This is a genomic window from Caballeronia sordidicola, assembly GCF_002220365.1.
Classification (GTDB): Bacteria; Pseudomonadota; Gammaproteobacteria; order Burkholderiales; family Burkholderiaceae; genus Caballeronia; species Caballeronia sordidicola_C.
Genome location: NZ_MTHB01000246.1, coordinates 228,249 through 250,948 on the forward strand (window position 1 = coordinate 228,249; position 22,700 = coordinate 250,948).

Annotated in this window: 19 protein-coding genes; 5 read left to right on the top strand and 14 right to left on the bottom strand. The window is 62.1% G+C overall.

Annotated elements, in window-relative coordinates:
- Positions 1 to 5: 5 nt before the first annotated feature.
- The 3 genes from BSU04_RS34850 to BSU04_RS34860 all read right to left on the bottom strand — a co-directional run bounded on the left by BSU04_RS34850 (position 6) and on the right by BSU04_RS34860 (position 4,436).
- Entirely contained in the window at positions 6 to 1,517 is a 1,512-nt protein-coding gene (locus tag BSU04_RS34850) for an aldehyde dehydrogenase (RefSeq protein WP_089164831.1), read from the bottom strand.
- A 16-nt stretch (positions 1,518 to 1,533) separates the two neighbouring features.
- Entirely contained in the window at positions 1,534 to 2,514 is a 981-nt protein-coding gene (locus tag BSU04_RS34855; RefSeq protein ID WP_089164794.1) for a flavin reductase family protein, read from the bottom strand.
- A gap of 92 nt (positions 2,515 to 2,606) precedes the next feature.
- Positions 2,607 to 4,436 (bottom strand): helix-turn-helix domain-containing protein, encoded by a 1,830-nt coding sequence (locus BSU04_RS34860; protein WP_089164795.1) that lies wholly within the window; start codon positions 4,434 to 4,436, stop codon positions 2,607 to 2,609.
- Positions 4,437 to 4,599: 163 nt separating this feature from the next.
- Between BSU04_RS34860 and BSU04_RS34865 the strand changes: the two genes are divergently transcribed.
- The 4 genes from BSU04_RS34865 to proX all read left to right on the top strand — a co-directional run bounded on the left by BSU04_RS34865 (position 4,600) and on the right by proX (position 8,316).
- Positions 4,600 to 5,190: an amino acid synthesis family protein gene (locus BSU04_RS34865; protein WP_089164796.1), complete on the top strand. Its 591-nt coding sequence runs from the start codon at positions 4,600 to 4,602 to the stop codon at positions 5,188 to 5,190.
- A 93-nt stretch (positions 5,191 to 5,283) separates the two neighbouring features.
- Positions 5,284 to 6,228: a 2-hydroxyacid dehydrogenase gene (locus tag BSU04_RS34870; protein ID WP_089164797.1), complete on the top strand. Its 945-nt coding sequence runs from the start codon at positions 5,284 to 5,286 to the stop codon at positions 6,226 to 6,228.
- 126 nt (positions 6,229 to 6,354) lie between these two features.
- Positions 6,355 to 6,825 carry an Lrp/AsnC family transcriptional regulator gene (locus BSU04_RS34875; protein ID WP_089164798.1) on the top strand — a complete coding sequence of 157 codons (471 nt, stop codon included), beginning with the start codon at positions 6,355 to 6,357 and terminating at the stop codon, positions 6,823 to 6,825.
- A 471-nt stretch (positions 6,826 to 7,296) separates the two neighbouring features.
- Positions 7,297 to 8,316 (top strand): glycine betaine/L-proline ABC transporter substrate-binding protein ProX, encoded by a 1,020-nt coding sequence (gene proX / locus BSU04_RS34880; protein ID WP_373452904.1) that lies wholly within the window; start codon positions 7,297 to 7,299, stop codon positions 8,314 to 8,316.
- A 199-nt stretch (positions 8,317 to 8,515) separates the two neighbouring features.
- Here the strand turns inward: proX and BSU04_RS34885 are convergent, their stop codons facing one another.
- The 11 genes from BSU04_RS34885 to BSU04_RS34935 form a co-directional block, all read right to left on the bottom strand.
- Positions 8,516 to 8,938, bottom strand: coding sequence for a helix-turn-helix domain-containing protein (locus BSU04_RS34885; RefSeq protein WP_089164799.1), 423 nt, complete (start codon positions 8,936 to 8,938; stop codon positions 8,516 to 8,518).
- Positions 8,935 to 10,125 carry an NAD(P)/FAD-dependent oxidoreductase gene (locus BSU04_RS34890; RefSeq protein WP_089164800.1) on the bottom strand — a complete coding sequence of 397 codons (1,191 nt, stop codon included), beginning with the start codon at positions 10,123 to 10,125 and terminating at the stop codon, positions 8,935 to 8,937. Before BSU04_RS34890 ends, BSU04_RS34885 begins: the two co-directional genes overlap by 4 nt.
- The gene (locus tag BSU04_RS34895; RefSeq protein WP_089164801.1) at positions 10,122 to 11,495 is read right to left on the bottom strand and encodes an FAD/NAD(P)-dependent oxidoreductase; all 1,374 of its coding nucleotides are present in this window, start codon (positions 11,493 to 11,495) and stop codon (positions 10,122 to 10,124) included. The genes BSU04_RS34890 and BSU04_RS34895 overlap by 4 nt, the downstream gene beginning before the upstream one ends.
- Positions 11,480 to 11,794: a (2Fe-2S)-binding protein gene (locus BSU04_RS34900; protein WP_089164802.1), complete on the bottom strand. Its 315-nt coding sequence runs from the start codon at positions 11,792 to 11,794 to the stop codon at positions 11,480 to 11,482. Before BSU04_RS34900 ends, BSU04_RS34895 begins: the two co-directional genes overlap by 16 nt.
- Positions 11,791 to 13,641 carry an ABC transporter ATP-binding protein gene (locus BSU04_RS34905; protein WP_089164803.1) on the bottom strand — a complete coding sequence of 617 codons (1,851 nt, stop codon included), beginning with the start codon at positions 13,639 to 13,641 and terminating at the stop codon, positions 11,791 to 11,793. Before BSU04_RS34905 ends, BSU04_RS34900 begins: the two co-directional genes overlap by 4 nt.
- Positions 13,638 to 14,594: an ABC transporter permease gene (locus BSU04_RS34910; RefSeq protein ID WP_179258541.1), complete on the bottom strand. Its 957-nt coding sequence runs from the start codon at positions 14,592 to 14,594 to the stop codon at positions 13,638 to 13,640. The genes BSU04_RS34905 and BSU04_RS34910 overlap by 4 nt, the downstream gene beginning before the upstream one ends.
- Positions 14,591 to 15,547: an ABC transporter permease gene (locus BSU04_RS34915; protein ID WP_089164805.1), complete on the bottom strand. Its 957-nt coding sequence runs from the start codon at positions 15,545 to 15,547 to the stop codon at positions 14,591 to 14,593. The genes BSU04_RS34910 and BSU04_RS34915 overlap by 4 nt, the downstream gene beginning before the upstream one ends.
- 83 nt (positions 15,548 to 15,630) lie before the next feature.
- Complete coding sequence (locus tag BSU04_RS34920) at positions 15,631 to 17,256, bottom strand: ABC transporter substrate-binding protein (RefSeq protein WP_089164806.1); 1,626 nt, start codon at positions 17,254 to 17,256, stop codon at positions 15,631 to 15,633.
- Between the two features lie 69 nt (positions 17,257 to 17,325).
- Entirely contained in the window at positions 17,326 to 18,603 is a 1,278-nt protein-coding gene (locus BSU04_RS34925; RefSeq protein ID WP_089164807.1) for an NAD(P)/FAD-dependent oxidoreductase, read from the bottom strand.
- A 55-nt stretch (positions 18,604 to 18,658) separates the two neighbouring features.
- Positions 18,659 to 19,327, bottom strand: coding sequence for a haloacid dehalogenase type II (locus BSU04_RS34930; protein WP_089164808.1), 669 nt, complete (start codon positions 19,325 to 19,327; stop codon positions 18,659 to 18,661).
- 278 nt (positions 19,328 to 19,605) lie between these two features.
- Entirely contained in the window at positions 19,606 to 21,084 is a 1,479-nt protein-coding gene (locus tag BSU04_RS34935; RefSeq protein ID WP_089164809.1) for an aldehyde dehydrogenase family protein, read from the bottom strand.
- A 353-nt stretch (positions 21,085 to 21,437) separates the two neighbouring features.
- Between BSU04_RS34935 and BSU04_RS34940 the strand changes: the two genes are divergently transcribed.
- Positions 21,438 to 22,313, top strand: a complete 876-nt coding sequence (locus BSU04_RS34940) for a GNAT family N-acetyltransferase (protein ID WP_089164833.1) — start codon at positions 21,438 to 21,440, stop codon at positions 22,311 to 22,313.
- Positions 22,314 to 22,700 lie beyond the last annotated feature (387 nt).

Consider the following 22,700-nt stretch of genomic DNA (forward strand, 5'->3'; position numbering starts at 1 on the left):
ACGGCTTAGCGCAAACGAATGACGAACGGGTCTTGCATGGCGCCCGAGTAGTCGATCACGACGTTCTTCAAGCGGGAGAACTCACGCATCACTTCGAAGCCGCCGCGACGGCCGTAACCGCTTCGCTTGGTACCGCCGTTCGCGGACATATAAGCCGCCGAGCGATAGGTGTTGACCCAGACCGTGCCCGCTTCTATATCGCGCGCAAAGCGCAGGGCGCGGTCGATGTTCTGGGTCCAGATGCCAGCGGCCAAGCCGTATTCGGTATCGTTGGCGAGCGCGATCAGTTCCTCTTCCGTGTTGAACGGAACCACGCCCACGACCGGCCCGAAAATCTCCTCTTGCATGAAGCGCATCTCGTTGCGAGCCTGCGTCATGACGGTTGGCTCGAAGTACCATCCACGCGACAAAGCCGAGTCTTTTGGCTGCCCCCCGCCTACCGCGATTTTCGCGCCTTCGCTTACACCGGACGCTACGTAACCCACTACTTTGTCGAGCTGGCTAGCGAGCGCGAGCGGCCCGATATCGGTGTCGTCGGCCATTGGATGTCCGACCTTGACACGGCGCGTACGCTCGACCAACGCCTCAACAAAACGCTCATAGACGGGTGCTTCGACAAAGCAGCGTGAACCCGCCACGCAGGTCTGCCCAGCCGCCGCGAAGATGCCCGAAACGACGCCGTTCACAGCCCTGTCCACGTCGACATCCGAGAACACGACGTGGGGCGACTTGCCTCCCAGTTCCATCTGGCAGGGCACGAGATTTTCTGCTGCGTTGCCAGCGATCTTTCGACCGGTCACCGTGCTCCCGGTGAAGACGAATTTGGCGATGCCGGGATGACGCGTGAGCGCATCGCCGGTTGTCACGCCGTCGCCGGTGACCACGTTGAACACGCCCGGCGGAAAGCCCGCCTCGATAGCCAGTTCAGCGAGCGCGAGCGTCGAAGCGCTCGCGTGTTCCGAGGGTTTCACGACTACCGTATTGCCTATCGCAAGACACGGCGCGAGCGTACCCGTGAGCATCATCAGGGGCGAATTCCACGGGATGATCATCCCCACCACGCCGATCGGTTCACGCAAATTGAAGTTCAGCGTGTCGAGCTTGTTGACGGGAATCGTGTCGCCCTGAAGCTTGTCGGCCATCCCGGCGAAATACAGATACGAATCAGGGATAGCCCGCATCTGGGCCCGCATTTCCTTGATGAGCTTGCCGTTGTCGCGGCATTCGATCAGCGCCAGTTCGTCCGCGTTAGCGAGAACCAGGTCGGCGAGACGGCGTACCAGTTTGCCGCGATCGGTTTGCGTGATCCGGCGCCACGCCGGGTTCTTTAGCGCCGCTTGCGCCGAACGCACAGCGGCATCCACATCATCGGCATTCGCCTGGGCAAACTGATACCAGGGCGCAGCCGTCGTGGGGTCATAACTCGATACATACTGGCCGCTGCGTGGAGGCGTGAACTCTCCGTGGATGAATAGATCCTGTCTCGATCCTTGCAAACTTTCGACTGTCGTTTTCATCATGTCCTTTCCAATTTCAAGGTTGCGGATGCTGCGTGTGCAGCTGCGCTGCGCTCACCATCGCGACACGGCCGCCATCGTGTGAATCCATGTAAATGCCGAACCGTCCGCCGGCGCTCTCGGTCACGAAACGCCGCAGCATTCCGCGTATTTCCATCGTTGGAATGTCGTCGTACGGAAGCTGGTCGAGCGGGAAGAAACGGAAGTTCTCGGGGATCTCGCAGGCTGCACGCGGCAGCGCCAGCCGGGCGCGGTAGATCAGGTAACCGGAATCGCTGCCGGCTGCGTCGAAGACGGAATAGAGGAACGTGTCGTCGGGCAGCAATTCCAGGTCGTCTCCTCCGGCAATAGGAAGCCGGCCATTGACGAGCCGGTGCGGAGCGCTAGGCAGCGTCCAGCCGTTCTTGCCATCGCTTGCCAGCAGCAGCGATCCCTCCGCCTCGATGAGATAACCGACAATCATGTTGTGCGATGAGAGCCAGCCCGGCGGCAACGGATTCTTGACCTGCGCGTAGCGGCCGCGGCAAAAACCCAGCGGCGCAGAGGGACTGGTTCCAAAGGCCTGGACACGGCCGATGAGGATCGTGTGATCGCCTGCATCGACCCGGTCATGGACCGTGCAGTCGAACCACGTCAGGCATTCCGTCAGGACCGGGGCGCCGGTATGCACTCCGTCGTGACTGACGGCAGCGAATTTATCAGCGGATTTGGAGGCGAACAGATTGGAGACGTCGGTCTGCGCTTCGTGCAGCAGGTTGACCGCGAAGTGATCGGTATCCTGGAAGACCGGAAAACTCGAGGCACCCTTTCCTACGCATACGAGGAGAAGCGGCGGATCGAGCGACACCGACGTGAACGAGTTTGCCGTCATCCCGCGCGGACGGCCTTCGGCGTCGCGGGTGGTGATGACCGTCACCCCTGTCACGAAGGTGCCGAACGCTCGGCGCAAGGCCACCGGATCAACGGCGACAGGTTTATCTGACACTTCGGCTTGCATGGTCTTCACCTCAAACGTCGTTGCGTTGAGGTCTAAGTTAAGCCATGCAAAAAGCGATTTCTTCCGCTGGACCGAAGGACATCCGACTCTAATTAACCTCTCATTCGAGGTATCGACTTCGGGCGCTTCCCGGACGGTATGCTGCTCTCGACCAAGCTGTGCAGTTGCAACGCAAGCTCGATCGCGAAACGCTGCTCCGGCGTTTCGACCTGGATGCCAAACAGGTCCGAAATCCGCGACAGGCGATATCGAAGGGTCGTCACGTGAAGGTCCATCGCGTCCGCGCAATGCTGGCTGCGGCAGCCTGAGCGAACATAGGCAGCGAGGGTTTCGAGGTAAGCCGACTTGTGTTTCTTGTCGTGTTCCACGACCCGGCCTATGGCGCCGTCGATGAAGCTGCGGACGTCGGCCGAATCGGCAGCGCCGATCAGCATGGGCAATGGCCCGAAGTCGGGGACGGTCATCGCACCCCGTCTGCCGAATGTGCGGGCAACCCGGATCATGCGCCAGCAGCGCTCCCATTCCTTCGCGATCGACTCGAGACCTTCACACGTATCACCAACGACGACGATGGGTTCACTGCCGAACGAATGGAACAAGGTCTCCGAGACGCGCTGCGCCAAGCGCGCGACGCGGTCCAGTTCCATGCCCTCTTCCTGCGGCACGAGGCACACGAGCGCCCCGCCGACCGTCACGATGTGCACCGCAACATGCAACTGCGCCGCGAGCAGCGCGACCGCGCGATGGCCATCGACAGAAAGATCGGCGGACGCGTTCGTTCGATCCGGAAAATCAGTCACGAGCATGCGCATGGGTGCCGCGAGCGACAGCCCGAGGCGGCGCGCGCGGCGCAGCATATCCTGCTCGTCGCGCCAGCGTCGCTCGACAATTTCGAAGAACAATTCGGTCAGCGTTCGCGTTTCGAAGCGAAAGCGTATGACGCTGCGCATCAACTGCACGCTCAGCGCAAACTTCGCACTTTCGATGAGGAGTTTCTGAAGATCATTCGCGTCGGACTTATCGAAGGTCAGCAGCGCACCGACCGCTTCGTCGTCGACCATGAGGGACGCTATGCGGGCGTCGAGTGAGAGCTTGTCGCCCAAGTGCAGCGTGATCGTTTCGGCGCGGCGGGTAGTGACCGCGTCCCGGACCTCGCCAAGGATCTGGCGACCCGCCGGGCCTTCGAGCATGAGGCGCCACGCGTCGTCTTCATGGACGCCAGGCACCGGCGACGCGGACGCCAGCAGGCTGCTTGCGAAGAAATCCAGGACGAGCACAGGCGCATTGAAAAGATCGCCGAGCATCGCGGTAAGCGTTTCTATGGAACCGCCGGCGAGCACTTCCTGCAACAGCGAGCCCTGAGCGCCCAGCACGCGGCGCAATTGCTCGGCCGCGGCAAGCTGCGCGCGATGACGATGCGCGCGCTCAATCGCGATCGCCCCCAGATGCACGATGATCGCCATGAACGCGAGGTCATCCGGGGACACATCCACCACTTTGCGCGATGTAACGGCCAACACCATGGGCCGCCCTTCTACATCGACGCTCGCCATGGGGTAGATCAGCACGGTGCAGTAGCCACGCTCATTTGCTTCAAGCCGATAGCCGGGAAATTCAACGGACTCACGCGCGTCGCGAATGTACACGGGCTCAAAACGCTGCAGTGCAATAAGAGCGGGACTGGTCGCCAGTTCCCAGCGATCCCCCAGTGGGCGGCGCAGCATGGCGTTGGACTCATAGCGCGCTGTGACCAGTGCGAAACCATGCGCCAGGTCCACGGTCATGATCGAGCCCAGGTCCCAGGAACCGTGCCTGCATGCCGCCTGGATAAGGTCCCGCAGCAACGTATCAAGGTCGCCGTCTGAGTTGATTTGGCTCGCGACATCACGCAGCGACATGATTCGCGACAGTTGATCTGGCATGTTGAGGCTTCCAAAAGTCTTATTTCAATATACGACATACCGTAGCAAAAAATAAAAGATTCATCCCCCGAACACGCGGAGGACGCCCCCGATTCACATCGATAGCATTCGGTTAGGACGAACCAATAACCAACCGCCAACCGCCAACCGAAGGAGTGCGCAAATGGAAACTGGGATTCGCAAGATCGCGACGTTTATCGAAGAGACCGTCATCGAGGGCGGCCGCAAGGCAGAGCGGCCAATCACAACGGTGGTCGTCGCAGCAATCGTTCGCAATCCGTGGGCAGGCCAGGGCTTCGTGGAAGACCTCCGGCCGGAGATCCTGCGGCTTGCCCCTGTGCTGGGCGCCGAGATGACACGGCGGCTCGTGGCCATCATGCCCGCGGATCGCGTCGAGGCGTATGGCAAGGCGGCTACAGTCGGTGTCAACGGTGAGATCGAGCACGGCTCGGCACTGATCCACACGCTTCGCTTTGGCAACATGTTCCGCGAGGCGGTCAACGGCACCGCATTTCTCAGCTTCACGAACACACGCTCGGCTCCCGGCGCGCTCCTGTCTGTCCCCATGATCCACAAGTCCGAAACGGGCAAGCGGTCGCATTTCATCACGGCCACGTTCCAGGTCGCGGATGCTCCCGGTCCTGACGAAATCCTGATTGCGATCGCAGCGGCGGACGGCGGGCGCGCCCATCCGCGCATTGCGGACCGCTTTCAGGACATGGCGGAGATGGAAGCCGAAAAAGCGGGCGCTTGAGCAGCAGGACGGGTTGGCGGTCATGGCTTGGGCCGGCTTGACGCAGAGGCTTGATCCAGATCCGAACTTCACCTCCATGCCGTTGGAGTCTTCATGTCAGACCCGATCGCTTTGATCACCAACATACGTTCCGATTACGAAGCGAGTTATCTGTCAGCGCTTGCTTCGGCCATGCCTGCTGAAAAGGTCATCCTCTTTCGCCAAATGAGCGAAGAGCAGCGGGCGCATGTCCAGATCGCGATAGTTGCAAACCCTGATCCGGCCGATGTCGCTGCGTTGCCCCGTCTTGTCTGGGTGCAAAGCCTATGGGCAGGCGTGGAGCAGCTCGTTACCCGGCTACCGGCCGGCGGGCCGCCGATCGTGCGCATGCTCGACCCCGAAATGTCGAGGACCATGGCGGAAGCCGTGCTTGCATGGACGTACTATTTGCAGCGCGACATGCCGGCGTACGTACGCCAACAAAGGCAGGGGCTCTGGCACCAGCATGCCTATCGCAAGCCTTCGTCCCTGACGGTCGGAATACTCGGACTCGGTTCGCTCGGCAAGGCGGCAGCAGCTCGCCTCGGAGATGCCGGCTTCAAGGTCGCCGGCTGGAGCCGGTCGGCCAAGCGGCTCCCCGGCATACAGACGTTTTCAAATGGCGATGGGCTCGTCGCCCTGCTGCGCGTGAGCGATATCGTCGTCTGTCTCGTGCCGCTGACAAGCGAAACGCGAGGCTTGCTGCATACCGGCCTGCTTGGCATCATGAAACCGGGAGCGAGCCTCATCAATTTCGCTCGAGGACCCATCGTCGTGACAGACGATCTTCTCGCCGCGCTCGACAGCGGGCATCTGTCACATGCGGTTCTCGATGTCTTCGATGAAGAACCGTTAGCTCCAGATTCACGCCTGTGGCAACATCCGCACGTGAGCGTGCTTCCCCATATCTCCGCACCCACTGATTTCGAGACCACAGCAGCCGTTATCGCGGCAGACATAGGTGCGTACCGGGCAAACGGAGCTTTGCCTTGTAGCGTGGATCTCGCGCTCGGTTACTAACGTTGTTCGTGAAGGAGCAGCAATGCGTGCATCACCCATTGCGCCGGCCGTGCCGTTGTCGAAGCGGGCCTCGACGCCCGGGGCCAACAACGTAATTGAGCGCAATAGCCCGGTGGCCGTCTGACAGTGATCAAGCTCGACCGCTACGACATCGCCATCCTGCGCGTTCTCGCGCGCGATGGCCGCATCACGAAATCGAAGCTTGCCGAAGAGGTGAACCTGTCGATTTCACCAACTTGGGAACGCGTGCGCAAGCTCGAGGAGAGCGGCGTCATCAAGGGTTATCGCGCGGAACTTGACTGGGTCGGGACCATCAATGCAAGCCGGATCGTGGTGGAAGTGACGCTGGCGCGGCATACGGAGCGAGACATGCGGCGCTTCGAGGAGGCCATGCAGGCCGCGCCGGAAGTGGTGCAATGCTATGCAACGGGCGGAGGCGTGGATTATGTGCTGCATGTGGTGTCACGCGATATCTATCACTACCAGCGCTTCATCGACTCCTTGCTGGTAGGTGAAATCGGCATTGAACGCTACTTTACTTATATCGTTACAAAGGTCGTGAAGAGCATGCCTGACAGCGTGCCCGAGTGGGAGTGAAGAACGCTTCGGGGCGGTGTGGGAGAGCAGCATGGCCATCGAGCACAATCTGGCGCACCCCGATCCTCGCCACGCTGATGATGTCGCCGACCCTCGCAGAAAGCCATTCAATGCAGACTCTGGACACGCAATAGAGCGCGTTCCTGATCGCGCCTCACACCATTGCCCTCCAACTCACCCAACCTGGCGATGCCAGCGTCAGGGGCGTCGCTATCAACGTGTAACCTTCAGCGCTCTCGCCACACCTTCAGCGGGCTGCCCGCGACGAAGGCGCCGGGCGACACCCTACGTTGAACGGTAGGCCATCGTGCCGCCACCGTCCTTCCTTTCGATGGAAGACGCATTTTTTGGTGTCAAGTAACTTAGATCGCATCTGCACGACGGCGAACCTGGTCACCACTTCGATACGTCGCCGCAGCGGTAGTACACCAAACCTCGATATCACACACGGAGATGACCTACATGAAAGCAATGATGCGAGCGGCAACGATCGCGGCATGCGCGGCACTGGCAACGCCCGCCATGGCCGCGTCCCCGCAGGCACTGCCAGGCGCGGGCAAGACGATTCACTATGCGCAGACCGACAGCCTGGGCGCGAATTATGTCGCGGTACAGATTGTGAAGAAGGCACTCACGTCGCTGGGCTACGAGGTAAATTTGAGCACGATGGGGACGGTCCTGTTCTTTCAAGCCGTCGCACAGGGTGACGTCGACATGGAGACCGACGTCAATTTCCCGCAGAGCGAGCCCGACTTCCGCGTGGTCCAGAGCCAGGCGGAAATGGTCGGCGGCGGTGAGATCATTGGCGGCGGCATCAATGGCTACCTGATCGACAAGAAAACTGCGGTGGCGCACAACATCACCAGTCTCGAACAGATGAAGGACCCGAAGATCGCCGCCCTGTTCGGTGACGATAACAAGGCACAACTGATCAGCTGCGATCCCGGCTGGAGTTGCGGTGACGTCGTCAACTATCAGTTGGACAAGTTTGGCCTCCGTCAGACCGTGCATCCCGTGAGCGGCAAGTACGAGGCGCTGATGGCGGACGCCGTGACTCGCGTCAAGGAAGGCAAGCCGGCGTTCTTCTACGCGTGGAGTCCGTCATGGACAGTCAACGTGCTGGTTCCAGGTAAAGACGTGGTGTGGCTGCCAACGCCGGCCGACGCGTTACCGCCGAACGTACCGAACCACGGCTCGGCGCTCGTGAATGGTGTCGAGGGATGCGCGGGCGGCGCTAATCCGTGTCGTATGGCAATGGCATCCTGGAACTACGGTGCGGTTGCAAACAAGCAATTCATCGCCGCTAATCCGGCCGTCAAGAGGCTGGTCGAGCAGATCCGTTTCCCATCGGCGACATGGTCAGCCTGGGAACTTGCGATCAGCAAGGGCAACGGCGCAACAGCGGTCGTCTCGACACTTGCAGACCAGTGGCTAGCCGCGAACAAAACGCAGTTCGACGGCTGGGTTGATACGGCCCGGAATGCACACTGAAGAAGTGGCAGCGCAGGTGCAGGATAGTGGGCGCGACGTTGCCGCGGCCAAGCCAATCCTGCATCTTCGCGATGCGGCTTTTTCGTGTTCGAGCGCGTTGGTGGCGGCTGTTACGTAAAAATAGGGGCTCCGCGGTTCACGGGGCTGCGCGTTCGAGGCGTATCGCTCAGGAGGCGAAGCTCGCGGTGAAGGGTCAGGCTCAATCGCTGATTAGGCTGGCGAGCGTTCGCGGGTCTGCCGATTCAATTCCATTACCGGCACCGCGCAACAACCCGCTGCTTGCCTGCAATAAACAACGGGCGCGCGCACGCTTGAGATACATGCTCGGCGTCATGCCGCAGAAACGTTTGAAATGCCGTGCGAAATGGCTCTGGTCGAAGAAACCGACTTCAGCCGCCACCACCGATCCGGGCACGCCTGCCAGCAACAACGCTTGCGCACGCTCAATGCGCAGTCCGCATAAATACCGGTACGGTGAAGAGCCAAATTGCTGCCTGAACGCGGTCGCGAATCGCGACACGCTAAGCGCCGACAACTCGGCCAGTTGCGCAAGCGTCACGGGTTCATCGAAGTGAGCCTCGATGAACGCCCGTGCTTCGGTCAGCGGCACGGCTTGTTTCATGACGTCGCCGCCACCGGTTGAGCTTGCGATAAAGCTGCAAACGCCGCGAACCGGCTGATCGAAAACGGATCGAGCGGAATCGGTGTGCTACCCGTATCGATCAGTTCGGCCAGCGTCTCGCCCACGCCCGGGCCAATCTGGAACCCCGAGCCGCAGAAGCCGAACGCATAAAACAGACCGTCGGTCGTCGAGCTGCGGCCGATCACAGGCTCGCCATCGGGCAGATAACCTTCCACCCCGCTCCAGACCCGGATCACGTGCAGCGGCGCCATCGCAGGAACCAGGCGGCGGAGTTGCGCGATCTGACGCACGGTGTTGATCGGCAATACGGACGCGCGTCGCGTAAGGGCATCGGCGGGACCGGGGGGCCCGCCGCCAATGATGATGTTGCCGCGCGGAATCTGGCGGAAGTAGATGCCCTCCTGCTTGATCGATGTGAACACCCCCATCGACGACTTGAAGACATACGGCACGGGTTCAGTGACAGACATCTGCGGTCCGCTTGCGCGCATCGGCACCGGCTCGCCGAACTGCTCAGTGAGCCGGCTTGCCCACGCGCCCGCGCAAATCGCGAGCTGTGCTGCCCGATACACCACCCCTGCCGCAGTCTCCACGCGAAAACCATCGCCGTCTTTCTCAACATGCGTGATCTCCGTGTTCTCCACCACCTGCGCGCCAAGACGCGCCGCCGCCCGGCCGAAGGCCGGCGCGGCGAGGCGCGGGTTCGCATGGCCGTCGAGCGGCGAAAGGGAAGCAGCCAGCACCTCGCGGCCAAGAAAAGGGAAGCGTTCAAACATCGCCTTGCCGTGCAGCACTTCCAGTTCGAGGCCGTAGGCGCGTGCATCGGCGGCATAGCGGTCGAAGGTATCCGCATCGTGCGCGTGATAACAGACCCGTGTATGCCCAGACGGCAGGAATTCGATGTCCTCGCCCAGCAGTTCCTTGGATTGCTGCCACGTGTTGAGCGAGCGGTTCGCCATCGCGAGTTGAGGCAGCGCACGACCTTGCCTGCGGACACCACCAAAGTTGACCCCGCTTGCTTGCTGGCCCGTGAGGCTTCGCTCGAGCAGGATCACGGAACAAGCGGGGTTGCGGCGGCGCAGGAAGAACGCGGTGGTCGTACCCATGATGCCGCCGCCGATCACGATCACATCGGCCCGACGATCCGCTTGTTGTGACGCCGTCATTCGCTCGTCTCCTCTTCTATCAGCGTCACGGGTAAAGGCTTGACGGGTGCCTGCCCGCGTAGCCGTCCGACCGACGCCAGCGGCACGGACGCCGCCGCCGCGATCACTTCCGCACCTGCGTGAGCGCAAAAGCGACCCTGGCAACGACCCATACCCACGCGCGAAAATGCCTTGGCGCGATTCGCTTCCCGCGCACCGGTCTCGCGCACCACACGACGTAACTCGCCCGCTGTAATGGCTTCACAGCGGCACACAATGGTCTCGTCCGGTAGCATGCTCGCCAAGCGGGCCGGCCACGGAAAGGCCACGCGCAAGCCAGCCGCAAAACGGCTGAAGACCCGGAGTTGTTCGCGCAAGCTCACCAGGCCGTCGACCTTCAGGCCGCCGTCCTGCATCGCGGCGAGTGCAGCGAGGCGGCCCGATCGTTCGGCGGCATCGGCACCGCGAATACGTGCGCCGTCGCCCGCCAGATAGACGCCCTTGACGCTGCTGCGGCCGTCTTCGTCGGTGGCAGGAAGCCATTGCTGCGCGGCGTCATCGAAAGAAAATTCGCAGCCGGCCAGATCGGCGAGTTGCGTCTCAGGGCGCAAGTGATAACCCAGCGCGACTGCATCGCAAGCCACCTTGAAGGGCACGCCGCTTTGCAGAGCGACTTCAACGTGGCTCACGCCGTGAACAGGCGAACCGCTTATTTCCAGTGGCCGCACGCCGCGATACACCCGTACCCGCGCCTTCCTTAGCACCCCCATCAAAGCGATGCCTTTTTTCAGCGCGGCGGGAATGGCGAGCAGCTTCGGCAACGCGGAGAGTCGTTGTAAAAGCGTGGAGGTATCGAAGACAGCGGACACTGCCGCGCCCGCTTTCACATACTGCGCAGCAACAAGGTAAAGCAGCGGCCCTGTACCCATCAGCACGACCCGAGAGCCGATCGAGCACCCCTGCGACTTCAGCGCGACCTGCGCGCCGCCCAGGCTGTAGGTGCCGGCGTAATGCCAGCCTTTGACCGGCATCAGCCGGTCCGTTGCGCCGCTGCAAACGATCAGCGTATCGAATTCGAGCGTACGGCAGGACGTTCCACTGACAAGATGCACGGCGTTCGCGGAGATGTTCCAGACGAGCGTCTCAGGCAGATAGTCGATGCGGCTCTTGAGCGCGTCGAAGCTCTGATGCAGTGCGGCCGCGCGCGCACTCTCGGTGCCATAGAGCGTGTCATAAGAGCGCGTGAAGCCTTCCGGCTGCCGTCGATAAATCTGCCCGCCGTCTCGCCGCCCTTCATCTATCACAGTAGGCCGCAGACCTGCTTCGACCAGCGCCTCGGCTGCCCTCACACCCGCCGGCCCCGTGCCGATCACGATTACCCGCGCGGCCATACGCCCTCCCCGGCTATAGCCAGTTGCGTGACGATCGACATGCCCGTTACCGCTGGCGTTGTACACGCACGCAACCGGTCACCGTCAGTGGTCCAGACCCAACAATCCTGGCACGCGCCCATCAGGCAGAAACCCGCGCGCCTGCCGTCACCGAATTCGGAGTCGCGCAACGTCCTCATACCGGTCAGCAACGCGACCATCAGCGTGTCGCCCTCGGCGGCGCGCCGCTCCACGCCATCGACGATTATCACAAACGTCTTGCGCTCCGTTTCCGCCAGCCGCACGAACCGTCCGCTCATGCTTCAACCGCCTCTATCGTCTGCAGCCGGCTCAACTCAGCCGTTGAATGGTGGCAAAGAATTTCCGCGCCCGAAGGCAGCTTCTTCATGGCGGGCGGCGTGGCGTTGCATTTACCGTCGATACGAACGGGACAACGCGCCCTGAAGCTGCACAGCTCGGCTATGTCAGCGCTTTCGCCCATCTGCGGCAACGCAGCGCTGCCGATCAGGCGGCGTGCGTCGAGCCAGCCGGGTTTCAGCGCCGGCACGGAGTCGACCAGCAGGCCGGTATACGGGTGATACGGCGGCGCTGCGAGCACGTCGCGCTCGCCCGCCTCCACGCGATGCCCCGCGTACAACACGATCACTTCGTCGCAGATCGAACGTACCGTTGAAATATCGTGGCTGATGAACATGTACGACACACCCAACTCGCGGCGCAGTTCAGCAAGCAGGTCGAGAATCGCCGCACCGACTACAGTGTCAAGCGCGGACGTCACTTCGTCGCAAAGGATCAACGCGGGATCGGCGGCGAGCGCGCGCGCCAGGTTGACACGCTGCTTCTGGCCACCCGACAAACCGCCCGGCGCGCGCTCTGCAATCGATGCCGGCAGCTTGACGAGATCGAGCAGCTCCAACATCCGCTTGCGCGCCGCCGCCCCGCGCAGATGATGATAAAAAGCGAGCGGCCGGCTGAGGATATCGGCAATAGTGTGGCTCGGGTTCAACGCGGTATCGGCGTTCTGGAACACGATCTGGATCTGCCGGTATTGATCAGGAGTACGTTTCGACAGTTGAGCCGGCAGCGGCTTGCCATCGAAGAAAACTTCACCGCGCGCCCGGTCGACGAGACCCGCCACGACGCGCGCCAGCGTTGTCTTGCCCGAGCCTGATTCGCCGATCACGCCCAGCGTACTGCCGCGCGCAATGGAAAGACTCACGTCGTCAAGCACGCGCACGGCCGGCGCGCCATACCGGTCAATTCGGCCATAACCCGCCGCCAGCCCGCGAATTTCGAGCAAGGGAGGTGCAAGTTTCTGAGCGGCCGTTTGCACGGACAACACCGGCTCCGGTCGTCGCGTGGCCGCCAGCAACTGCTGCGTGTACTCGTCAACGGGCGCATCGAGCACTTGCGCCACCAGGCCATTCTCCTTCACCCGGCCGCCGTTCAGCACCACAATCCGGTCCGCCATTTGCGCGACCACCGCCAGATCGTGCGACACGTAAATGGCTGTCGTGCCCAGCTCGCGAATCACCTTCTTGAACGCAGCAAGCACTTCGATTTGCGTGGTCACATCGAGTGCGGTCGTCGGCTCATCGAACACCACCACGGCAGGATCGGTGATCAGCGCCATGGCCGCCATCAGGCGCTGCAACTGTCCGCCCGAGACCTGGTGCGGATAACGCTCGCCAATCGTTTCCGCTTCCGGCAACGCAAGCGCGCGAAACAACTCGATCGCCTTGCGACGTGCCGCCTCTTTCGTCATCAGGCGATGCAGCAGCGCGGGTTCCGTCACCTGATCGATGATCGTGCGCGCCGGATTGAACCCGGACGATGCACTTTGCGCCACATACGCCACGGTCCGGGCACGCAGCGCGCGGCGGCCTTGCTGGTCTAGTTCAAGCACTTCCGTCTCGCCGATCCGCACTGACCCGCCGCTAATGGAACACCCTTGCCGCGCGTATCCCAGCAGCGCCAGCGCAATGGTCGTCTTGCCCGATCCCGACTCTCCGATCAGCGCCAGCACTTCGCCCTTCTTCACCGAAAAGTCGACGCCCTTGACGATCTCCGTCACCGGATCGGGTGCCGCGCCTGCCACCACTCGCAAGCCCTTCACTTGAATCATGTCGATCATGTCGGCATTCATTGCGCAGCTCCTTGCCCGCGGCCGCCACGGCGGCGCAGGTTATCGATCAGCAGATTCACGCCAATGGTCAGCGTCGCGATCGCGATGGCCGGCATCATGACGGCCGGTGCCCCTTCAGCCAGTCCGCCGATGTTCTCGCGCACGAGTGAACCCCAGTCGGCATTGGGCGGCTGCACGCCGAGGCCCAGAAAACTCAGGCCGCTGAGCAGCAACACGATGAACACGAAGCGCAGGCCGAAGTCAGCGAGCATCGGATGGATCATGTTGGGCAGCACCTCCACGCGGGCGATGTAGAAGAGCCGTTCGCCGCGAGCGCGTGCGACCTGCACGTATTCGAGCGTCATCAGGTTGACCGCGAGCGAGCGCGAGATGCGGAACGCGCCGGGAATGTACGCGAGCGCGGCGACGCCCATCAGCATCGGAATCGACGAACCAAACGCGGCGATCACGACCAGCGCGAGCACTTTGCTCGGAATGGAGATCAACGCGTCGAACAGGCGGCTCAGGATTTCATCGACCCAGCGACCGGACACAGCGGCGATCAAGCCGAAGAACGTGCCGATCAGGCTCGCCATCAACGCTGCGGCCAACGCCAGCCCGACCGTATAGCGAGTGCCGTAGAGAATCCGGCTCAGCATGTCGCGACCGAGATAGTCGGTGCCAAGCAGGAACGCATGGCTCGATCCGGCGAATACTTCCACGGATGACAGCGCGCCGCTTTTATAAGGCGCGATCCACGGGCCAATGACCGCAATGGTCAGCCAGAATACGACCAGCAGGAGACCGATCAGCCCGAGCAAGGAGAAGCGCCGGTGCAGGCGCTTCAGCACGCCGGGTTTGGGCCCCGCGAGCTCAGGCTCCGGCACGGCCAGGTCATTGACGACTTCATCGAGGCCCATTTCGTAAAGCTCAGTGCCGGGATGGTGAATGGAGGAGTTGGCGGGTCGGTTCATCGTTGACGCAGCCTCGGGTTGGATACGATTTGAGCCAGATCGGCAATCAGCACAAGCAGCAGGTAAGCCGCGCAAAACACCATGACGCAGCCCTGCACGAGCGGCATGTCGCGGTTCGTGACGGCGTCGACCATGAGGCTGGCGAGGCCCGGATAATTGAAGATCGATTCGACAATCACCACGCCGCCGAACAGATACGACAGGCTCAGTGCCACCGCATTTGCGATCGGGCCAATGGTGTTCGGCAGTACATGCCGCAGGACCACGCGCATGGGCGAGGCGCCTTTCAGGATCGCCATCTCCACATACGACGCGTTGAGCTGGTCAAGCACGGCGGCGCGGGTCATGCGCGCCATCTGGGCGACGAGCACACAGCACAGCGTCATGACCGGCATGGCATAGATCCGCAGCAGTCCGCCGAACGACGACACCTCGGATAGATACGACAACGCTGGCAGCCAGCGCAGCTTCACCGCGAACACCAGCACGGCGATGGTCGCGATCAGGAACTCCGGCACTGCGACCGTGGACAGCGTCAGTACGTTGAGCACGCGATCGAGCAGCGAGCCGCGAAACATGGCCGACGAAATGCCGATCAACAGCGCGACCGGAACGGACACCAGCGCCGTCAATCCAGCCAGCACGAGCGAGTTGGGCAAGCGCGTGGCGATCAACTGACTGACGGGCAAGCTATTCGACAACGATGTGCCGAAGTTACCGGTGACAACCAGGTAGAGCCACTCGAAGTAGCGCTGCAAGGCCGGCTGGTCGAGCCCGAACTGGTGCCGCAACGCGGTGACTGCTTCGGGTGTGGCTGCCTGCCCGAGCGCCTGCTGCGCGGCGTCGCCGGGAAGCAGCCCCGTGATGCCGAACACCACTGCCGAGACAATCAGCAGCGTGAGCAGTGCGAGGCCCAGGCGAGCAGCGATAAGTCGTGACGCGTGTGCTTTCATGATCCGCCTCCGGGGTTGAAACGGCACGCCTCGCAAGGGCTGCGCGCTTTACTGCCTGATTACATGGACCACCTGAACCTGCTTCAGCTTTCCAGCCAGACATGCTCGGCGAACATGAAGCCCATCAGGCCGGCCAGCGGTATCGAACCCAAGCCCTTGAGCTTGGTCGTGTAGCCGTCGATCGAACTCTGGAACATCGGAATGCCGACACCGCCGTTCTCGTGCACCAGCACCTGCATGTCGCCGTAGATCTGCTTGCGCTTGGCGTCGTCCGGTTCGCCGCGCGCCGCCAGCAGCATCTGGTCGAACTTCGGGCTTTTCCAGTTCGCTTCGTTCCATGGCGCATCCGACTTGAAGAACTGGGTGAACAGCACGTCGGCGCTTGGGCGGGCATTTATATTGCCGAAGCCCAGCGGATGTTTCATCCAGTGGTTCGACCAGTAGCCGTCAGCGGGCACACGCGTGACCTGCAGGTTCAGGCCCGCTGCTGGCGCGGCCTGCTGCAACAGCACCGCCATTTCAACCGAGCCGTCAGCCGCTGGCGACGCAAAAATCTGCACGGGCGCGCTGCCGATTTTCGCCTTCTGGAAGTAGAACTTGGCCTTCTCCGGATCGTAGGGGCGTTGGGGAATCCCGGGCATGTAGTACTTGTTGGTCGGATCGATCGGCTGGTCGTTGGCGATCGTGCCGAAACCCTGGAACACGGCGCGGCGAATCTGCTCGCGGTCCATGAGATAGAACATACCCCGACGAAAATCCTCGTTGCCGGAAATCCCGCCGTCGTCGCGCACAATCAGGTCCGTGTACTGGCCCGTCTTCGTTTCCAGCACCGTGAAACCCGGCGTGCCCTTGATGCGGCCCGTCGAGCGCGGGCTGATCGCGTTGATCAGTTGCACGTCGCCGGAAAGCAGCGCATTCACGCGGGCGGATTCATCGCCAATACCAATCAGCTCGACTTCGTCCAGATGTGGCAAGCCCGGCTTCCAGTACTTCTCGTTCTTCACGCCGACAGTACGCACGCCTGGCGAGAAGTCCTTGAGCTTGAAAGGACCCGTCCCAACAGCTGTCTTGAAGTCGGTCGTGCCGTCCTTGATGATCAGGAAGTGCGAGGTCGCCAGGATCACCGGGAGGTCGGCATTCGCACCTTCCAGCGTGATGGTGACCTCGTTCGGGCCCGTGGCTTTCACTTCCTTGAACTGGTCGGCGAGCGTCTTCGCCTTCGATGCCGTTGCCGGGTCCTTGTGGCGCATCAGCGAATAGACCACGTCCGCGGGCGCGAGCGATTTGCCGTCGTGGAATTGCACGCCGCTGCGCAGCTTCACGATCCACACGGTCGCATCTTTCGATTCCAGCGATTCCGCCAGCGCCATCTTCGCGCCCAGATGTGAATCGAGTTCGGTCAGGCCGTTGTAGAACATGTTTGCGCGCACGTAGTCCGTGCCGAGCGCGCCCTTTGCCGGGTCCAGCGTATCCGCGGCGGATGCGGACTGCGTCGCCACGCGGATCTTGCCGCCCTGCTTCGGCTTCTCTTGCGCGAACGCAGCGCCGCTGGCCGCGAGCAGCCCTGCCCCGGTGATCGAGGCCATGCCGGCCGCGGCCAGCGCACGCAACACCTCGCGCCGTGACGCGCCCCGGCGCGTCAGGCGCTCGAGTTCGGTCACGTAAGTCCCGGCCGGGGCATCGGCGTGTTGCAGATTTTCTTGATTCATCGAGACTTCTCCGCGAGGGTTGCTGGGGTTGGTTTTGGTTTATTTCTACTTGGGGAACAGGGTGTGAAATCAATAAAACACGTCCTTGATGCGGTAGTACGTGCCGACGAGCGGCAGGAACCAGGGCTTGCCGGTGTGGCCGGGAATCGCCGGCCACTCGAATTCCCGCCACGGGTTCGCGCTCTCGCGGCCGTCGATGACATCGGCCATGACTTGCCCCATGTGCGTCGACATCTGCGTGCCGTGGCCGCTGTAACCCATCGAAAAATAGATGCCTTCATGCTGGCCCGCACGCGGCAGCCGGTCCGCGGTGATATCGACGAGACCACCCCAGCAATAGTCGATACGCGCCTGCGCGAGCGCCGGGAACATCTTCGCGAGGCCTTCCTGCAGGATGCGTCCGCTCTTCGCGTCCGAGGGCTGCTCGGACGCCGTGAAGCGCGCCCGGCCGCCGTATAGCAAACGCGAATCGGGCGTGATGCGGAAATAGTTGTGCATCAGGCGCGACGTCGTGTACGCACGGAGATTCGGAAAGACTTCGTGCACCCGTTCCGGAGGCAGACGCTCTGTCACCACGATGAAAGAACCCACCGGTGCAAGGCGTCGCCGGTACCAGCCGAACGGCCCTTGCCGCGACGGTCCGGTCGCTATCAACACCTGCTTCGCGCGGACTTCGCCACGTGCCGACACGATCCGATACCCCCCGTCAGCGGCCTTTTCTATCGACGTCACGGGCGCGTTCTCGTAGAGCTTCGCGCCGTGACGCGCGGCGGCGTCCGCCAGACCGACGGTGAATTTGCCCATGTGCATCTGGCCGCCATGACGCTGCAGCAGGCCACCGAAAAAGCTGTCCGACTGCACTTCCGTCGAGATCCGGTCGCGGCCGATGATCTCGATATCGGCATCGACTTCGCGGCGGATCACTTCCGCCGTCCTCTCCAGATGCGCGAGATGATGAGGTTTGGATGCGAGTTTCAGCTTGCCCGATGCAAGGTAATCGCAATCGATCTGCTCTTCGCGGATCAGGCGTTCGACGGTATCGACCGCGGCCGCATACGCCCGATAACAGTTGCGCGCCTTCTCGACTCCAAGCTGCTCGACCAGCGCAGCGAAATCCTGCGCGACGCCGGTGTTGACCTGACCGCCGTTGCGCCCCGACGCACCGCCGCCGATTCGCCCCGCGTCCAGCACCGCCACCGACGCGCCGCGCTTGCCCAACGCCAGCGCTGCCGACAAGCCCGTGAAGCCCGCTCCAACCACAGCCACGTCGACATGACCCTCGAGCGGGCCATCGCTCGTCGAAAGCAGCGGCGGCGCGGTGTCGAGCCAGTAGGAGTCGAGCTTCATACGATCAATCCCTGATGCAAAAAGCGTTGGAACGACAACTGCCTGCAACAACCGCTTACAGCCCGAGCAGCGTGGCGAGATGCGGAATGTCGTCGACTTCGGTGTACTCGTAGTACGGCGTCGACGGTTCGTGGCCGCGCTTGACGAACGCCTTGTGCTTCACGCCCATGTCGTGTGCGGTCATCAGGTCGTAGCGCAGGCTCGACGACACGTGCAGCACGTCTTCCGGGTTGCAGTTCAGCTGGTCGAACATGTACTCGAAGCCTTGCATGCGCGGCTTGTACGACTGCGCCTGCTCGGCCGTGAACACAGCATGGAACGGCGCGCCGAGCTTGTCGACATTGCTCTGGATCTGGTTGTTCGATGCATTCGACAGGATCACCAGCTTGTACTTTTTCGCCAGCCGCGCCAGGCCTTCCGGCACGTCCGGATGCGGACCCCAGGTCGGCACGGCGGTATAGAACGTTTCTGCCTTGGCTTCATCGAATTCGACGTTCATGCGTTTGCAGGCCCGTTTGAACGCGTTCACGATCACGTCGCGATACGGCTTCCATGCGCCGAGCACTTCATCGCGCCGATAGCCCGAGAAGAAGGCGATCAGCTTGTCCATGTCGGGACCGCTCAGCACGTCGCCGTACATTTCGCGCGTCATGTCGGCGAGGCGGAATTTGGTCAGAGTGCCGTAGCAATCGAAGGTGATGTACTTCGGTTCGAATTCGATCATGGTGATAGTCCTATCGTTGATATGAACCCGCGAGGGGATTCAGTGGCGAAAACAGGAAAGCGCATTCCTGTATGAGATTTAATCAGCGCAAAAACAAAGATGTCCCTGATTCGCGCAATCCAAAAACACAAAAACATGCGTTTTTCAGGGCGTGGGCAGCAGAGTCTGCGGTTGCAGTCGCGCCTCCTTTGCGGCCCGTTTGCGGCCCGTTTGCGGCCCGTTTGCGGCGTCAGGGTTTGCCCTTCTTTTCTTATGCCTGGGGGCTCGGTGGCGCGCATCTACTCCCGCAAATCGATCAGCACGCTCTTGAAGCGAAGGTTCGCTTCGTACGCCTGCCGGCCCAGGTCCTTGCCAATGCCCGAGCGTTTGTAGCCGCCGGTCGGGATCATGAAGTCGGACGTCCTGCCGTAGCGGTTGACCCATACCGTGCCTGCTTCCAGACCGCGGACCAGCCGCAGCGCACGACCCAGGTCCGCCGTGTGCACGCCGGCAGCCAGACCGTAGTCGGGGTGCTGCGCGAGCGCGAGCGCTTCTTCTTCGGTATCGAAGGCTTGCATGGTCAGCACCGGCCCGAATACTTCCTCGTGAACCGCTTCCGATTGCTGGGTCACGCCGCTCAGCAGCGTCGGCGCGTAGAACGCGCCAGTACCGCCGCCGTCGGCCCGCCGGCCGCCGCAACGCAGGATCGCGCCGCCAGCAAGCGTGCGCCCGACGATCGCTTCTATGCGCGCCGCCTGCGGTTCGGAGATGATCGGCGAGAGCGTCGTGCCGGGCGTCCAGGTCGCGCCCGCTTTCAGTTCGCTGAAAGCGGCCAGGATGCGTTCGGCCAGCGGCTCCGCGAGCGAACGTTCGACCAGTAACCGCGAACCCGCCACGCAAACCTGGCCTGCGTTACCCGAAATGGCCCCGGCGATACGGCGTGCGACAGCGTCCAGGCGCGGTGCATCGGCGAAGACGATTTGCGGACTTTTGCCGCCCAGCTCCAGCGTGACCGGCTTGGTTCCCGTTTCGGCGCATGCGGCCATGATGGCGGCGCCCGTGCGCGTGGAACCGGTGAACGTGATCTTGGAGATTTTCGGATGACGCACGAGTGCGTCGCCTGTCGTGCGGCCATCGCCTTGAACGACGTTGAAGATGCCGGCAGGGATGCCGGCGCGGATAGCGAGTTCAGCGAGCTGCAACACTGAAAACGGCGTCATTTCCGAGGGTTTCAGGACCACGGCATTGCCTGCCGCGAGCGCCGGCGCGATCTTCCAGGATGCCATCACCAGCGGAAAATTCCACGGGGCGATCGCGCCGATCACGCCGTACGGTTCGGCGATCGTCATGCCCAGGTGATCGTGATCCGTTGCTGCCACGTCGCCGCCGATCTTGTCTGCGAACTCCGCGTAGAAGCGGATGCCTTCAGCGGTGAACGGCACGTCCCAGCCGGTTGCATCGCGGATCGGGCGGGTCGATCCGAGCGCTTCCAGGGGCCCAAGCGTGTCAACGTCGGCGGCGATGAGATCGGCAAAACGGCGCAGGATCCGGGCGCGTTCGCGCGGTGGCATGGTTCGCCAGCCGCTAGTGCGCAACGCCTGCCATGCGTTTTCGACCGCGCGGTCGATCATGTCCGCCTCCGCGAGCGGCACCGATGCATACACCACGCCGTCCGATGGGCGCGCGACCTCGATGCGGCGCGCGCCTTCATCCACATATTCGCCGCCGATAAAATGGCCGCTGCGCACGGTAACGGCGGCGGGATCGAAGCTATCCATATGAAGGTCCTTTGAGTAGCAGTACCGGAGGCAGCCGCGGATGCTTCGCGACCTTATGAAATCGTAGGGCCAGCCGTGCAGCATTTATCGTCGACAAAAACATCGGCTCAGCAGATCACACGCGTTATGAGGGCGCCGACACACCGTTTTGCATCGAAGTTCATGCCGTGCGGGTTCGGCGTCCTTTCATGAAAAGATCGTCCTAGCCACGTTGTTTGTGGGATGCGAGAGTGGCGGCGTGAAACGTGAGCTTGATTTGAGCTCGATTGAAGAAGGCCTGATGAGGGGTTGCTGAGCGGCTGAAGTGAAAGCCATCGAGGGAGGTCGGCGTGTCCGAGCAAGTCAACGAACGAATTACCGAACAAATTACCTACAGGGCCTTTACTGGCGACGATATTGCAGCGGCCCATGCGTTGACCGTTGAACTGAAGTGGCCTCATCGGGCGGACGACTGGCGTTTCGTGGTGCAGGCGGGCGCGGGGTTTGTCGCCGAGGCAGCGGAGGGAGTGATTGGCACGGTGTTGTACTGGACTTACGGGGCTGAGCGCGCGTCGTTGGGGATGGTGATTGTGTCGCCGGCGTGGCAGGGCCGGGGAATTGGTAAGCGGCTGATGGAGCTGGTGCTTGAGCAACTGGGTGGGCGCGTCACGTTTCTGCACGCGACGGCGGCTGGACAGCCGCTGTATGAGAAGTTGGGGTTCCGGGCCGCTGGCACGCTTGACCAGCATCAGGGAGCGGCGTTCCAGCCGCCTTTGGTGTCGTTGCCGCCGGGTGAGCGGTTGCGACCGCTTGGGTCCAACGATACGCCTCGGTTGATTGAGCTGGCTTCGCGGGCGTGTGGGCTGGATCGGAGCGAGGTATTGCCGGCGTTGCTTGCGAGTGCGGATGGCATTGCGCTGGATCATGATGGCGAGTTGCTCGGATTTGCTTTGTTCAGGCGTTTTGGGCGTGGATTTGCTATTGGGCCTGTGGTGGCGCCGGATGCGCCTGATTCGAGCCGTGCGAAGGCGTTAATCAGTCATTGGCTGTCGTTGAACGAGGGGGTGTTTGTTCGTATCGATACCCCGGGGGATAGCGGGTTGACCGAGTGGTTGGATGGGCTGGGATTGCCGAGGGTGGATACGGTGGTGAAGATGGTTTTGAATGGGCCCAAGGGGGTGGTCGCGCCTTTTCCTACCGCTGATGCGGACTTTAAACAGTTCGGGATTATTAATCAGGCGATGATGTAGGTGGCCTCCAGGGAGGGTCGTTCGCACTTGGGTTTGGGGGCGGGGTTGGGGTCGATGCCGGGGTGTTAGGTTCTTGGGTTAGTGGTCGGAGTCATGCCGGGTTGCTGCTTTCGGCCTTAGCGGTCTGCGTGAGTCGGATGTTTTCTTTAGCACTGTTAGCCACTGTGCGTGGCGGCACGTCATTTCTTTGTCCAAAGCGACAAAGAAACGAAGCAAAGAAAACGCTTTCAAACCACGCTACCCTAAGTGTCCACAGCGTGCAGTTCCCATTCATAGGTGCCCCAAAAGCACGGTGCTCGCCAGAGCCACGGATGTTTGAACCCCTCCTTCTCGCGAATCCTGACATAGACACGCTTCGCCACCAGTGCTCTCGGGCAAGCACTATTT

Coding starts and splice junctions, on each gene's coding strand:
- BSU04_RS34855 (WP_089164794.1), bottom strand. CDS start 2,514: ATGCAAGCCGAAGTGTCAGATAAACCTGTCGCCGTTGATCCGGTGGCC.
- BSU04_RS34920 (WP_089164806.1), bottom strand. CDS start 17,256: ATGAATCAAGAAAATCTGCAACACGCCGATGCCCCGGCCGGGACTTAC.
- BSU04_RS34925 (WP_089164807.1), bottom strand. CDS start 18,603: ATGAAGCTCGACTCCTACTGGCTCGACACCGCGCCGCCGCTGCTTTCG.
- BSU04_RS34935 (WP_089164809.1), bottom strand. CDS start 21,084: ATGGATAGCTTCGATCCCGCCGCCGTTACCGTGCGCAGCGGCCATTTT.
- BSU04_RS34930 (WP_089164808.1), bottom strand. CDS start 19,327: ATGATCGAATTCGAACCGAAGTACATCACCTTCGATTGCTACGGCACT.
- BSU04_RS34885 (WP_089164799.1), bottom strand. CDS start 8,938: ATGAAACAAGCCGTGCCGCTGACCGAAGCACGGGCGTTCATCGAGGCT.
- BSU04_RS34890 (WP_089164800.1), bottom strand. CDS start 10,125: ATGACGGCGTCACAACAAGCGGATCGTCGGGCCGATGTGATCGTGATC.
- proX (WP_373452904.1), top strand. CDS start 7,297: ATGATGCGAGCGGCAACGATCGCGGCATGCGCGGCACTGGCAACGCCC.
- BSU04_RS34900 (WP_089164802.1), bottom strand. CDS start 11,794: ATGAGCGGACGGTTCGTGCGGCTGGCGGAAACGGAGCGCAAGACGTTT.
- BSU04_RS34910 (WP_179258541.1), bottom strand. CDS start 14,594: ATGAACCGACCCGCCAACTCCTCCATTCACCATCCCGGCACTGAGCTT.
- BSU04_RS34895 (WP_089164801.1), bottom strand. CDS start 11,495: ATGGCCGCGCGGGTAATCGTGATCGGCACGGGGCCGGCGGGTGTGAGG.
- BSU04_RS34860 (WP_089164795.1), bottom strand. CDS start 4,436: ATGCCAGATCAACTGTCGCGAATCATGTCGCTGCGTGATGTCGCGAGC.
- BSU04_RS34870 (WP_089164797.1), top strand. CDS start 5,284: ATGTCAGACCCGATCGCTTTGATCACCAACATACGTTCCGATTACGAA.
- BSU04_RS34915 (WP_089164805.1), bottom strand. CDS start 15,547: ATGAAAGCACACGCGTCACGACTTATCGCTGCTCGCCTGGGCCTCGCA.
- BSU04_RS34905 (WP_089164803.1), bottom strand. CDS start 13,641: ATGAATGCCGACATGATCGACATGATTCAAGTGAAGGGCTTGCGAGTG.
- BSU04_RS34865 (WP_089164796.1), top strand. CDS start 4,600: ATGGAAACTGGGATTCGCAAGATCGCGACGTTTATCGAAGAGACCGTC.
- BSU04_RS34850 (WP_089164831.1), bottom strand. CDS start 1,517: ATGAAAACGACAGTCGAAAGTTTGCAAGGATCGAGACAGGATCTATTC.